Source organism: Ligilactobacillus agilis (assembly GCF_025311475.1).
GTDB classification, from domain to species: domain Bacteria; phylum Bacillota; class Bacilli; order Lactobacillales; family Lactobacillaceae; genus Ligilactobacillus; species Ligilactobacillus agilis.
This window is the reverse complement of the sequence record NZ_CP104397.1, coordinates 518,229-531,179: the sequence shown is the minus strand read 5'-3', so window position 1 is coordinate 531,179 and position 12,951 is coordinate 518,229. Positions and strand designations below refer to the sequence as shown.

Sequence of the window (12,951 nt, the reverse complement as noted above, 5' to 3'; positions counted from 1 at the left end):
CTAGCTTAAAATCCCTTATAATCATACCACACCGAACGTATTTTCACAGCTAATTTGTCTTTTCTAAGTTGACAGCGTGTCACTTTGAAGTTATACTTGTAACTATCAAGTGACACGATGTCACCAAAGGAGTTATGTTCATGGTAAAAAGCACCTTTCTTAACCTACCCGCCGAAAAACAGGCCCGCATCACCCAGGCGCTATTGCACGAATTTTCGCGCGTTCCCTTGGCAACTGCCCAAGTCGCCCCAATCATTAAGCAAGCGCAAATTGCCCGCGGAGCCTTTTATAAATATTTTACTGACCTAACTGATGCCTACCAATATCTATATCAGTTAGCGCTAGCAGATATTCACCAAGACCTTAATTTCAGTAAGGCACTGACCGCTAAGGACTACATCTTACTAATCACAAACTTCTTAAGCGGAACGAAAAATAGTCCTTACTACGACTTCATCCGTCTAAGCGTTACCCAAAACGATTATTTTCTTAGACTGCATTCTCCAATGAAGCAGTTAGCTTCAAAGGACTGGGCGGTTGCTACCCTCTGTCACGAAGCTATTTTTGCCTGCTTACTTGAGCCAGAGCACCAGGAGTTATACCTTGCGCGGCTAGAGGAAGCATTAACCACTTTTTTGAAAGGAGTCTAGCTTATGTTTTTAGCCCTCAAAGAGTTTCGATACGAAAAACTACGGTATAGCTTGATTGTCGTTATGTTTTTACTCATCAGCTACCTGATTTTCATTTTGACTGGCCTGGCCTTTGGCTTAGCTAATCAAAACACTAATGCCATCAATAACTGGCACTTCAAGCAAATTGTCCTCAATCAAGATGCCAATGTTAACTTAAACCAATCCTTATTGACCAAGGAAATGGTTGCCACCCTCCCGCAAAATGCCCACACCGCTTTAATCGGGCAGGCTTCCATTGTTGTAAAAAAGCCTCACCACGCCAACGTTGGTGCTAGTTTTATCGGCTTAAAGCCCCAGCAGTTCATCTACCGCAACCTTAAATTAACCGCCGGTAAAATGCCCACTAACTCACACCAGTTAGTAGTCGATGAAAACTTCAAAAATAGTGGCTACCACTTAAACGATACGGTCACCCTCAATTCTCTCAAGGATAAATTTAAAATTGTTGGTTTCGTTAAAAATCATCAATACAATGTCGCCCCAGTCGCTTATGGCCAGTTAACGGCTTGGCAAAACCTTAAAAACGTTGGCCCCAACTTCACAGCTAGCGCCCTTTTAAGCAAAGAAAAGTTGCATTTTAAGGCAACCAATCTCAAGACCTACTCGGTCACCCAGCTAATCAATAAATTGCCTGGTTATAGCGCCCAAAACCTCACCTTCGCCTTAATGATTGGCTTTTTGCTGGTAATTTCTTTAATTATAATTGCAGTATTCTTATACATTATTACCATTCAAAAGCTACCTAACTACGCTGTTTTACGAGCGCAAGGAATTCCGGCTAAAACCTTAGTAGCAACTACCATCATCCAGGCTATGCTACTGGCTTTAAGCGGGACCATTTTAGGCGGACTCTTAACCTGGTTAAGTGCACTATTCATCCCCAAGGCGGCCCCGATTTTCTTTGACCCAGTCGCGCTTGGCTTAGTGGCGGCAGGCCTCTTATTTGCTAGCCTACTTGGAAGTTTACTGCCCGTTAGAACCATCTTAAAAGTCGACCCCGTCACAGTTATTAACAGTTAAACAATAGAAAGGAAAAAGTTATGGCAACTATTGAACTAATAAATATCAGTAAAACTTTTGGGACTGGTTTAGGTCAAGTCACTGCTTTAAAAAACGTCAATTTCAAAGCAGATAAAGGGCAACTTATTTTAATTTTGGGTCCATCCGGTTCTGGTAAAAGTACCTTTTTGACGATTCTTGGCAATTTGCAAACTCCTAGCAGTGGCCAAGTCAAACTGAATGGACTTGATTTAGCCCAACTCTCCTCACGTCAAAAAGAAAAGATTAGACTTGAAAAAATTGGTTTTGTACTTCAAGCTTACAACTTAGTTCCTTACTTAAAGGTCAAAGATCAATTTAACTTCGTTAGCCGGATTAAGAAAAATAATAACCTCTCTTCCGCTAAACTCAATGCCTTGCTAGCCAAACTAGAAATTGCCGACTTAGTGGATAAGTATCCTGCTAACCTATCAGGGGGGCAAACCCAACGGGTGGCTATCGCCCGGGCCCTCTACACTAACCCTGAAATTATCCTGGCTGATGAGCCTACCGCCGCTTTGGATAGTCACCGGGTTGAGGAAGTTGGCTTAATGCTTCATGACTTAGCTCAAAAAGAAAATAAGGCTGTAATCGTGGTTACACATGACCTTAGGTTGCGTAAGCATGCCGACTCCATCTACCAAATCACTGATGGGATTTTAACTAAAGAAGCCTAGCAAAAAGGATGCACAAATGAACGATTCATCTGTGCATCCTTTTAATTTAGTTCAGTTCTTAACCTTTAACAAAGGCAGTGATTGCATCTTCAAAGGCAGCTCGTTTTTCTTCCGCCTTAGCCAAGCTATCTGCTTGGGTCCCAATATAGAACTTAATCTTTGGTTCTGTCCCTGATGGGCGTACTGCAATCCAAGTTCCATCTGCTAAGATGTATTTCAATACGTTTGAAGTTGGCAGGTCAATCTTTGTAACCGTTCCGTCTGCCAAACGTTTTTCTGACTTAGCAAAGTCTTCCAAGGCAGCCACTTCGTAGCCGGCAAATTCACTAGGAGCATCGTTTCTGAACTTAGTCATCAAATCAGCAATTTCTTTAGCCCCTTCAACCCCATCAAATGTTAGAGAAATGGTCTTTTCAGCATAGTAACCATGCTTTTCAAATAGTTCTTGCAAACCATCGTAGAGGTTCTTGCCTTGTTTCTTGTAGTAAGCAGCCACTTCAGCCAACATTACTAGTGATTGAATTGCATCCTTATCGCGAACGAATGGCCGTACTAAGTAACCGTAACTTTCTTCAAAGCCCATCATGAAAGTATGTTCATTGGTATCTTCAAAGTGCTTGATTTGTTCGGCGATAAACTTGAAGCCTGTTAACACGTTAATCATTTCTACTCCGTAGCTAGCAGCCACCTTGGTTGCAAATTCACTAGAAACGATTGACTTAACAGCGGCTGCGTTAGCTGGTAAACTACCGGCTTCCTTGTGTGCAGTTAAAATGTAGTTTAACATTACGGCTGCAATTTGGTTACCGGTCAAGAGTTGGTAGTCACCATTTGGTTGCCGAACAGCTGCCCCTAACCGGTCGGCATCAGGGTCAACTGCTACTAGGAGATCAGCCCCTTCTTTCTTACCCAATTCAATTGCCAAATTAAAGGCGGCTGGGTCTTCTGGGTTAGGTTTCTTAACGGTGGTGAAGTCTGGATCTGGCTTGGATTGTTCAGGCACCATCGTGAAGTTTTCAAAACCTGCTTGACGCAAAGCCTTTTCCCCTAGCATTGCCCCAGTTCCGTGTAATGGGCTAAAGATTAACTTCATCGTCTTGCCTTCTTCAGCCACTAATTCCTTGTTAATCGTTACAGTCTTGACTTGGTCTAAGTAGTCTTGGTCAACTTCGGCCCCGATAACCTTCAAGACACCGGCGTCAATTAATTCTTCCTTGGAAGCAACCTTAATTGCAAATAAGTCGTCCACTTCCCGGATGTACTTTGTAATCAAGTCTGATTCTTTTGGTGGCATTTGGGCGCCATCTTCCCCATAAATCTTGTAACCATTATATTCCTTTGGGTTATGACTAGCAGTAATCATAATCCCGGCGTATGTATGCAAATGTCTAACCGTAAAGGAAAGTTCTGGGGTAGGACGTAAGCTTTCAAATACAAAGGTTGGAATCCCTTGTGCCCCTAAAACCCTAGCAGCTTCAAAGGCAAAGTCTTGTGAATGGTGCCGTGAATCATAGCTGATTGCGACCCCACGATTTCTAGTAGCTTCATCTAAAGTCAACATGAAGGCTGCTAACCCAGCAGTTGCTTGGCGAACAGTGTAAATATTCATGCGGTTAATTCCGGCACCTAGAAGGCCACGCATTCCAGCAGTCCCAAATTCCATTGGGGTGTAAAAGGCATCTTCTAACGCTGCGTCATTACCAGCTAAATTAGCTAGTTCATCCTTTAACTCAGCATCTAAATCTGCATAATCTTTCCAAGTGTTATAAGTTTCTTTCCAACTCATGAAATCACTCCCTAATTTAACTATTACCTAAAGTAATATCCGTCTACTGGATACAACTAATCAGTTCAATATTTAACTCCATCAACTAACCGCGCTTGATTAAGCTAAATACTAAAACGTAACCATCATATATCCGTTTACATTATAGCATATTTATTTAGTTGCGGGCTTTGAAAACAAAATTGGAAATGAAATTAGTTAAAGTTTTCATTCTTTTCTTACGAACTTAATTGTCAGCCTAGGCTTACATCAGTTACCAGCCAGTCAAATAATTAGCCCCCAGCAAAAGGCCAATCAAAACTTTTTTGCTGGGGGCTTGGTAATTATTTAATTGTTTGCAGGTAGTTAAAGGCTTCTTGCCCGGCAATTCCGCCATCACCAACGGCAGTTGTAATTTGGCGTAAGTTTTTCTTTCTAACGTCACCTAAAGCGTAAATTCCAGGAATCTTCGTTTCCATCCGGTCGTTGGTTTCAATCCAACCCGCTTCATCGGTAATCCCTAGATTTTGGAAAGCCTCTGTCATTGGTTCAATCCCAACGTAAATAAAGACCCCACTAGCTTCGATTTCGCTATCTTCACCAGTTTTTTTGTTGTGAACTAATAAGCCGGTTACCTTTTGACCGTCACCCTTAATTTCTTTGACAACGGTATCCCAAGTAAAGGTCATCTTATCGTTGGCAAAAGCCCGTTGTTGGATGATTGCTTGCGCCCGGAGTTGGTCACGTCTGTGGATAACATTCACGTTTTGGGCTAATTGAGTAAGGTAAATTCCTTCTTCAATTGCTGAATCACCACCGCCAACGACTGCTACTTTCTTATCCCTAAAGAAGGCCCCGTCACAAACGGCGCAGTATGATACCCCCCGGCCACCATACTCTTCTTCGCCGGGAACACCTAATTTTCTGTGCTGCGAACCAGTTGCAATAATTACAACCGGTGCCTGGTATTCATCACTATCAGTCTTAACCAGCTTCAAATTATCAGCTACTAATTCGACGCTTTCAACGTTACCATAAGCGTATTCAGCCCCAAATTGAATGGTACTTTCATACATTTTTTCCGCCAAATCAGGACCAAGAATTGACTTGTAACCAGGATAGTTTTCAACTTCCGCGGTATTGTTCATCTGCCCACCATAAATTCCCCGATCTAGCATTAAAACCTTAAGGTTAGCTCGGGAAGCGTATAGGGCAGCCGTCATTCCCCCAGGGCCTGCACCAATTACGATTACATCATATTCTTTTGCCATGTTATCACCTTTCAAATCTAATTACTTACTTTTTGTTAGTATAACATTATTTATTTTTTTGTAAAGTATCTTGCTTACTACCGTCTACATACCACGCATTAAGTGGATTATAGTAGCGCCGGTAAGCCCAAATTCCTAAAGCAACTATAAAGAGAACCACTGATAACCACTGCGAAACACGTAATCCTCCCAGCATTAAACTATCCGTCCGCATTCCTTCAATAAAGAAGCGGCCAAAGGAATACCATAAAACGTAGCTTAAAAACACTTCTCCTTGCTTAAAGAGTCCTTGCCGATGGCGGAGACTAATTAAAATTAAAAAGCCTAACACATCCCACAGTGACTCATATAAAAAGGTTGGTTGGTAGTAATTTCCGTTAATATACATTTGGTTAATAATAAAGGCTGGCAAATGTAACTGGTGTAAAAAACTTAAGCTAGTTACCCCACCGTGGGCTTCTTGGTTAATAAAGTTACCCCAGCGGCCGATACCTTGAGCCAAAATTACCGTGGGGGCAATCACATCCAAAAATAACCAGGCGGAAATCTGCTTTTGCCGGCAAAAAATGATTAGGACAATTAAGGCTCCGATTAAAGCCCCGTAGATGGCAATTCCTCCATCCCAAATACGATAAATTTCACTGGGATGGCTGGCATAATAAGGCCACTGAAAAATAACATAGTAACTTCTAGCGGTTATCAAAGCTACCGGTAGCGCCCAAAGCAAGAAATCATAAAAATCATCTTCTACTAAACCCCGTTTTTTACCTTCAATCACCGCTAAGGTAACCGCTATGATCACCGCACTTGCAATAATCACCCCATACCAGTGAACTGACAGGGGACCTAATTTCAGTGCGATTGGATTAATAGCACTTAACATCGCTGCTCTTCTCTCTTTTCTTGTTAGTCTTGTGAATTTTCTTGAATCAAACTATTAAGGTTGCGTTCAAAGGCCTTGGTAGCGTCATACCCCATTGTCTTAGCCCGGTAATTCATCGCAGCTGCCTCAATAATAATGGCCATATTCCGCCCTACCTTAACTGGAATGGTAATCTTAGGAATTGCCACGTCAAAAATTTGGACTGATTGTTCGCCACTACCTAAACGATCGAATTGCTTATCCTTGCTCCAGTTTTCAAGGTGAACAATCAAAGAAATATCGGTAGAAGTCCGCACAGCCCCCGCCCCAAAGAGGTTCATGACATCAATAATGCCAACCCCCCTAATTTCTAAGAGGTGCTGTAAAATCTTAGGTGCTTCCCCAATAATAGTTTGCTCATCTTGTTGATAGACTTCTACCCGGTCATCGGCAATTAACCGGTGGCCCCGCTTAATTAAGTCCAGGGCTGTTTCTGACTTACCAACTCCTGAGTCACCAGTGATTAAGACCCCTAGTCCATAAATATCGACTAAAACCCCGTGCAAGGATTTTCTTTCAGCCAACTTACTTTCTAAGTAGTCGGTTAATTTGGATGACAACCTAGTGGTTGGCAATTTTGACCGCAAAATCGGAATCTGGTGCTCTTTAGCCGCTTGTTCCATTTCTTCAGGAACCGATAGGTAGCGGGAAATCACAAAACAAGGGGTATTTTCGCCACACATCCGCTCCATAATTTTCTTTCTGGCGTCCGGCTCCATCTTATGGGCGTAAGAAATCTCGGTCATTCCCATTAATTGCACCCGTTCTTCAGGATAATAATCGAAATAGCCGGTTAATTCCAGGCCCGGACGTGAAATATCACTGGTGGTGATAAACCGTTCTTTTAGATACGTTCCTCCCGAATAAACAATTAAACCATTAGCATCTACCAATTCAGCTACACTTACTTTATTCACATTAATCACTCCCCGTATTTAACTACGATAATCTTATTTTACCATTTTGTAACCGGTTTACCACCAACTAAAAGGATTTCGCTATAAAAAAAATAGTTTCTCGCAACCTCAGTCGTGAAAAACTATCTAAACGCTAAGTTCTTACCGAGCCAAATAGTTGGTAATAATCAAGTTTACCACGCTTAAAATCAAAGCGACGATTAAGGCCGAACTAAAGTTGGCAAACTCAAAGGCATTCCCAACAAAAGTCGATGTCATTTCTAACATCAAGGCATTAATTACCCAGTAAAAGAAGCCTAAGGTTAGAAAGGTAATTGGAAGCGAGATTAATACCAAAAATGGCTTCACAAACATATTTAAAACCCCTAAAACTACTGCAGCTACAAAGGCCATCCAAATTGACCCAACATGAAAAATTTCCGGAAAAAAGCCTGCTAAGGCAATGAAAGTTAACGCATTAACGGCTGCCCTTTGCCAAAATCCCAAAATAATTCCTCCTCTAGTTAATGGATGTCACGTTCCCGTGCATCTTTAATAATTTTTCGCCCAGACTTAGTGTACTCAGAGTTTGTCTGGTTTGGTTTAGCAGTCTGACCAGTAAATAATTTGAATAAATCAAAATATGAAAACTGCTCTTGCTGCGGATTCAATGGCATCACCAACGCCAAGATGATATAAATTCCCACCGGCACTACTGAAAGGTGGGGTAATATCCCACAAATTAACGTAGCTGCTACAAAACTTAACCGGACCGTCTTAACTTTTATGTTAAAATACTCGGCTAGCCCGGCACAAACACCGGCAATCAAGCGGTTATGAGACCGATACAATTTCTTAGCCATTAAACTTCCTCCCACATTTACTATTCTTAACTTAATTCTACCTACTTTGAGCCCTTGTTACCAAGATTTTGACTCAAGTTTAGAGTTTTTTAAAGTTCAAAACGCGGGAGGGTTACGGTAAAGGTACTCCCCTCATTAGGCTTACTTACCAAACTAATATCTCCCGAAAGTAGCTCGACATACTCCTTGACAACCGCTAACCCTAGGCCAGTTCCTGCTATCGCCTTTGTCCGTGACTGGTCAACCCGATAAAACCGTTCAAAAATCCGCTTCTGTTCGGCTTTTTCAATCCCGATTCCCGTGTCACTAACAATTAATTGCCACTCATTGGCTAACAAGTTCGCCTTAATGGTTAATTTTCCCTCAGGCCGGTTATACCGTAAGCCATTTTGGAGTAAGTTATTTAGAATGTGTCGTAACTTACGCTGATCACAGACAATTTCTAAGTCAGGTTCCACCTCTAACTTAACCTTAATCTGCTTTTCAAAAATTAGCTTAGTGAAAGAATCTAAACTGGCGTTACAAAAAGCATAGAGGTTAAAGCTGGTTAGATTTAAGGCCCGGTCGTCTTCAATTCTGGCTAGAGATAGGCCATCCTCGATTAGTTCGGCTAACTCCTTACTTTCACGGTGGATAATCTCCACAAACTGCCGGCTAACCGTTTGATCGCTTAGCGCCCCTGCTAACAAGGTCTCGCTAAAGCCACTAATTGAAGTAATCGGGGTTTTTAATTCATGACTTAAGTTAGCTAAAAAGTCCTTTTGTTGCTGCTCTAACTTGCGTTTTTGGGTAACATCATCCACCAAGCACATTATCAAAAAGTGATGTTTGCTTAACGGAATATAGCGAACTTGCACCGCTAACAGTTTTTCTCCATCTTGGTGGTGCTTGATTTCTTTAGCCTGGTCACTTTTTGTCCGGATGGCCTGCTCGATTAACTGAATTAATTCAAAGTTGTCTAAGACATAGTAGTAAGGGGATTGTTTTTGATTCAAATCCTTTGCAAAAATTTCATTTAAGGCGTGATTGGCCGTATAAATCAAATTATCTTGGTCAATTAACATTACCCCACTGGTTAGATACTCTAACAAGCTGAAGTAACCCCTTTGTTGGCGGACAAAATTTTTTACAAACCGTTTTTGTTTGCTTTGAATAGCATTAATTGACTGAGCTAACTGATAATAAGGATCACTCGGCTTTAAAATAACATGATGATAGGCGCCCTCTTTTAACAAGTCGACTAATTTATCATTTAGTAACTTGATTTCAGCCGCCTGCCTTTTTTGCTGCCATAAATCATAGCCAAAATAAAGGCTGGTTAAAACAAAACTGACTACTAAACTATAGAGGCCTAAACTGTGCCACTGACTGTCAAAATTGCTCCCCTCATACCAGTCGTAGCCAATCACACTAACAACTAAGCCCAAACAGGTTAAGCAATACAGTAAAACATAATTTTTAAGTTTCATTTACTTCTCCCGTAAAACGATAGCCAAAGCCCCTAATGGTTTGAATGTATTGAGGCTGCTTAGGGTTGGGCTCAATTTTTTCACGCAGGTGGCTGACGTGCATATCGACTAACCGGGTTTGGCCTGCGTAATCATAACCCCAAACCCCACTTAATAGCTTATCCCTACTCAAGACCCGGTTAGGGCGCTTGACAAAATAAGCTAGCAATTCAAATTCTTTAGGTGTTAACTTCACCTTCCGCCCGTGAACCACAACCGCTACGTTGGCTAAATCAACCGTAAAGTCAGCAAAGTGATACCGCTCTTTTTCTACTTTGAGCTGCCCAGCTTCTTGGGCTGGTAAGCGCCGACTAATCGCTTTTAGGCGAGCAATAACCTCCCGCGGAGAAAATGGCTTGGTGAGGTAATCATCCGCCCCTAGTTCAAGTCCGATAATCTTATCATACTCACTATTTTTGGCGGTAATCATAATAATTGGTGTTTGCACCTTTTCTTGCCGCAAACGCTTAGTAACCTCGATTCCATCTAAACCTGGTAACATCAAGTCTAACAAAATAAAGTCAAACGAGTTTGCTAGGGCTAATTCAAAGGCCGCTTGCCCGTTATCACAAGTCGTTACCTGATAACCCTCATTTTCTAGATTATATTTTAACAGCGTTACAATTGCCGGTTCATCATCAACCACCAGTATCTTCTTTACCAACTAAATCACCTCTAATGAAACAGAATCAAACCAATCTCATGGGGGGCGCCGGCGTAGATTGCGCTTTCCGCCAACCGTAATTCACCATTAAAACCCCTAACCCTTAACTTACAGTAAGCTGAGTTGGCCTGGAGGGCTTGGTACAACTCTGCTTCAGAATTAACCAACTGCTGATTACATTCAATAATAATGTCACCTGGAACTAGCCTCATTTTGGCTGCCGGGGTCTTAGGTTTAACTGCTACCACCCGCACGCCTTGATTGGTTTCAACATACCAAAAATCCGCCCGCAAATCGGCTTGTTTCCGGCGATAGGCCTGATAGAGCCAGAGCAAGGCTAAGCTACCAAAACCAACTAGGCTGGCGCTAGGATAAAAGTAGCTCACCACCGTCAAGCCACTGGCTAACCCCAATAACAGCCAGGTTTGCTTACGGTATAGACCTAACGCCACCGTCGGCACTTGCTTAGCTAATTTAACCGAAACTGCTATTAAAAAGGGCATTATAAAGAGGCTGTAGCTTTGGTGGCCAATTGTAAGCACTGGCCAAGCCCCGCTAACTTTTAACCAACTTCCTGGTACCAATACCACCAGTGGAACCACACTTACCTCGCGCCAAAAGTAAGTTGCAATCCGCCGCCCCCGTTTGCCCGCCTTAATTTGGGGTGAAAACCAATCAAACTTTTGGGCCCTTAGTAAAACGAGCTTAAAAGCCAGGTAAAGTACTACTAGTAACATGACGCCCGTTAACTGGCTAGGAACTATTTTATCAAAGGACCACCAACTAGGATTAAGGTAAGCGACTCCCCCGGCTAAAAGCCCTGTCAACAGTAGGGCTAAGAAAGCCAAGTTGGCTTGAATACCTGCTACTAACGCTAAGCAGGCCAATGCTTGGTAAATGACTACCACCTGCCAGCCTAGGGTTAGACCTAATCCTAGGGTTACAATTGACCCACTAATTCCTAACAAGAGTCCGTGCTTTAAAAAATGTCTCAGTTCATAAAAATCCCGGTTAACTGCAATCCTAAAAAAGTGGCGCTCCCTTTTAATCCGCGTCAAATACAAGATATAGCTAGCTACTAGACCTAATAAAAAGAGCGGTTCCACTAAATAAGTGGCTACTAGTTTTAAAAATAACAAAGTTTTCCCCCCTTAAGGTAATTTATTCCATTATAACAATTAGCTGAGTTTTTTAGCTACTACTTGAGGTCAAATAAAAAGTTCCCGATTACTTGGTCTACCTGTTGGTTACGCAAAAGGTAATTATGCCCGGCCTTTTTCCCTTTAACCACATACTCTTGGTAGTTTCTCACCGAGTCATCGATTAAATTAGCCAGGGTTAAGACCGAACTTAAAGCGACCTGCCCATCCGAAAAGCTCCCGTCATCCTTATCACCGGCAATGTTTAGAAATTCAATTTGATTTTGATAACGCCAACGCGACTTCTTTAACTTCTTGAATAACGGGGTTAAAATCTCAGGTGCATTGCGCTCTAAAACCTTAGTAGTTTTGCCGGTTTCAAAGTCATTGAAGGGTGCTCCGAGCGTTACTACCTTTACCACTTGCGTTAACATAATGTCGTTGGCATGTTCGCTAAGGTAATTAAGCACCGTTACCCCACCCTGTGAATGGGCCACAATGTTTAGGGATTTGAGGTGATAATTTTGTTTTAACACATAGGTCAGGCGGTAAAGCCAATCACTTTGCTTAGTTAAAGGAAAACGATTCTTCACAAACAAAACCTGAACCAAACCTCCTGGCAAGCTAGGGTCACCGCTAATTTTCATACTGCCATCGGGGTTAACAACAATCACCGCCGTCTTTTTACCCCAACCATATTTGCCAAAACGTTCAATCAGCGGTCCAAAGGAGAAACGGTTCCCATTGTAACCATGAATAAAGAGGGTCGGAACTTGATTACCAATCCGAACTTGGGGTCTAATATCAGGCTTGGCCCAGGCTTCAAATTTGCGCAAAAAAAGCGCTCCTAAAGCTAAAAGCCCCCCTACCAATAGGTTCTTTCTTCTTAGCATTAGCAACGCTTCCTCTCATTAAGCTAATTTTTCTGCTTGATCGTAGTCAAGTTCAGTCGAAGTTTCCCGGCCAAACATATCTACATCAACTGTTAATTTCATCTTTTCAGTATCAATTTCGGTAATCTTACCCACTAAACCAGTAAATGGTCCGGCTACAATCTTAATTGACTCGCCTACCTCTAAGTCTAAATCTGCATGCCGGCTACTCATCCCTAATTCGTGTAAGATGTGTTGAATTTCTTCATCCAACAGAGGCGCTGGCTTACTACCGGCCCCATGAGAACCAACGAAACCTGTTACCCCAGGCGTGTTACGAACAACATACCATGATTGGTCAGTCATTACCATTTCAACTAGGACGTAACCTGGGAAAGTTTTTAGCATTTCAACTTTTTCTTTACCGTTCTTAGCCTTTTCAACTTTTTCTTCTTCAGGCACTACTACCCGAAAAATATTTTCTTCCATCCCCATTGACTGTGCCCGGGATTCAAGGTTTTCTTTGACCTTGTTTTCGTAACCGGCATAGGTGTGCAATACGTACCACTTTTTTTCGTTTGATTCAACCATTGTTTTTTTCTCCTTTAATTTTTTCCAAAATAAAAAAGCCTCGCCAACGTGAA

General features: G+C 42.0%; 14 protein-coding genes. 3 read left to right on the top strand and 11 right to left on the bottom strand.

Annotated elements, in window-relative coordinates:
- Positions 1–140: 140 nt before the first annotated feature.
- Genes N4597_RS02565 through N4597_RS02555 form a run of 3 tightly spaced genes read left to right on the top strand, consistent with a single transcriptional unit; the run spans position 141 to position 2,407 of the window.
- Entirely contained in the window at positions 141–650 is a 510-nt protein-coding gene (locus N4597_RS02565; protein ID WP_056977155.1) for a TetR/AcrR family transcriptional regulator, read from the top strand.
- Between the two features lie 3 nt (positions 651–653).
- Complete coding sequence (locus N4597_RS02560) at positions 654–1,712, top strand: ABC transporter permease (protein ID WP_056977153.1); 1,059 nt, start codon at positions 654–656, stop codon at positions 1,710–1,712.
- A gap of 20 nt (positions 1,713–1,732) precedes the next feature.
- Positions 1,733–2,407: an ABC transporter ATP-binding protein gene (locus N4597_RS02555; RefSeq protein ID WP_260904482.1), complete on the top strand. Its 675-nt coding sequence runs from the start codon at positions 1,733–1,735 to the stop codon at positions 2,405–2,407.
- A 58-nt stretch (positions 2,408–2,465) separates the two neighbouring features.
- Here N4597_RS02555 and N4597_RS02550 read toward each other — a convergent pair whose 3' ends face one another.
- From N4597_RS02550 to nusG, 11 genes are all read right to left on the bottom strand, one after another.
- Positions 2,466–4,193 carry a phospho-sugar mutase gene (locus N4597_RS02550; protein ID WP_089144381.1) on the bottom strand — a complete coding sequence of 576 codons (1,728 nt, stop codon included), beginning with the start codon at positions 4,191–4,193 and terminating at the stop codon, positions 2,466–2,468.
- A gap of 323 nt (positions 4,194–4,516) precedes the next feature.
- Positions 4,517–5,443 (bottom strand): thioredoxin-disulfide reductase, encoded by a 927-nt coding sequence (gene trxB / locus N4597_RS02545; RefSeq protein ID WP_050611694.1) that lies wholly within the window; start codon positions 5,441–5,443, stop codon positions 4,517–4,519.
- 46 nt (positions 5,444–5,489) lie between these two features.
- Entirely contained in the window at positions 5,490–6,326 is an 837-nt protein-coding gene (gene lgt, locus N4597_RS02540) for a prolipoprotein diacylglyceryl transferase (RefSeq protein WP_172576229.1), read from the bottom strand.
- A 23-nt stretch (positions 6,327–6,349) separates the two neighbouring features.
- Positions 6,350–7,282 (bottom strand): HPr(Ser) kinase/phosphatase, encoded by a 933-nt coding sequence (hprK, locus tag N4597_RS02535; protein ID WP_167589213.1) that lies wholly within the window; start codon positions 7,280–7,282, stop codon positions 6,350–6,352.
- Positions 7,283–7,423: 141 nt separating this feature from the next.
- Positions 7,424–7,768 (bottom strand): phage holin family protein, encoded by a 345-nt coding sequence (locus N4597_RS02530; RefSeq protein ID WP_050611697.1) that lies wholly within the window; start codon positions 7,766–7,768, stop codon positions 7,424–7,426.
- Positions 7,769–7,785: 17 nt separating this feature from the next.
- Positions 7,786–8,124, bottom strand: coding sequence for a PspC domain-containing protein (locus N4597_RS02525; RefSeq protein WP_056977141.1), 339 nt, complete (start codon positions 8,122–8,124; stop codon positions 7,786–7,788).
- An 89-nt stretch (positions 8,125–8,213) separates the two neighbouring features.
- Positions 8,214–9,593 carry a sensor histidine kinase gene (locus N4597_RS02520; protein WP_101811983.1) on the bottom strand — a complete coding sequence of 460 codons (1,380 nt, stop codon included), beginning with the start codon at positions 9,591–9,593 and terminating at the stop codon, positions 8,214–8,216.
- Positions 9,583–10,296, bottom strand: a complete 714-nt coding sequence (locus N4597_RS02515) for a response regulator transcription factor (RefSeq protein WP_094127798.1) — start codon at positions 10,294–10,296, stop codon at positions 9,583–9,585. Before N4597_RS02515 ends, N4597_RS02520 begins: the two co-directional genes overlap by 11 nt.
- A gap of 11 nt (positions 10,297–10,307) precedes the next feature.
- Positions 10,308–11,435 (bottom strand): PDZ domain-containing protein, encoded by a 1,128-nt coding sequence (locus N4597_RS02510; protein WP_260904475.1) that lies wholly within the window; start codon positions 11,433–11,435, stop codon positions 10,308–10,310.
- A 59-nt stretch (positions 11,436–11,494) separates the two neighbouring features.
- Positions 11,495–12,328 (bottom strand): alpha/beta hydrolase, encoded by an 834-nt coding sequence (locus tag N4597_RS02505; protein WP_260904473.1) that lies wholly within the window; start codon positions 12,326–12,328, stop codon positions 11,495–11,497.
- Between the two features lie 18 nt (positions 12,329–12,346).
- Entirely contained in the window at positions 12,347–12,898 is a 552-nt protein-coding gene (gene nusG, locus N4597_RS02500) for a transcription termination/antitermination protein NusG (protein WP_167589293.1), read from the bottom strand.
- Between the last annotated feature and the right edge of the window lie 53 nt (positions 12,899–12,951).

Bases quoted from the DNA above. Each gene is read 5' to 3' on its own strand.
- N4597_RS02565 (WP_056977155.1), top strand. From the start codon at position 141: ATGGTAAAAAGCACCTTTCTTAACCTACCCGCCGAAAAACAGGCCCGC.
- N4597_RS02560 (WP_056977153.1), top strand. From the start codon at position 654: ATGTTTTTAGCCCTCAAAGAGTTTCGATACGAAAAACTACGGTATAGC.
- N4597_RS02555 (WP_260904482.1), top strand. From the start codon at position 1,733: ATGGCAACTATTGAACTAATAAATATCAGTAAAACTTTTGGGACTGGT.
- N4597_RS02550 (WP_089144381.1), bottom strand. From the start codon at position 4,193: ATGAGTTGGAAAGAAACTTATAACACTTGGAAAGATTATGCAGATTTA.
- trxB (WP_050611694.1), bottom strand. From the start codon at position 5,443: ATGGCAAAAGAATATGATGTAATCGTAATTGGTGCAGGCCCTGGGGGA.
- lgt (WP_172576229.1), bottom strand. From the start codon at position 6,326: ATGTTAAGTGCTATTAATCCAATCGCACTGAAATTAGGTCCCCTGTCA.
- N4597_RS02525 (WP_056977141.1), bottom strand. From the start codon at position 8,124: ATGGCTAAGAAATTGTATCGGTCTCATAACCGCTTGATTGCCGGTGTT.
- N4597_RS02520 (WP_101811983.1), bottom strand. From the start codon at position 9,593: ATGAAACTTAAAAATTATGTTTTACTGTATTGCTTAACCTGTTTGGGC.
- N4597_RS02505 (WP_260904473.1), bottom strand. From the start codon at position 12,328: ATGCTAAGAAGAAAGAACCTATTGGTAGGGGGGCTTTTAGCTTTAGGA.
- nusG (WP_167589293.1), bottom strand. From the start codon at position 12,898: ATGGTTGAATCAAACGAAAAAAAGTGGTACGTATTGCACACCTATGCC.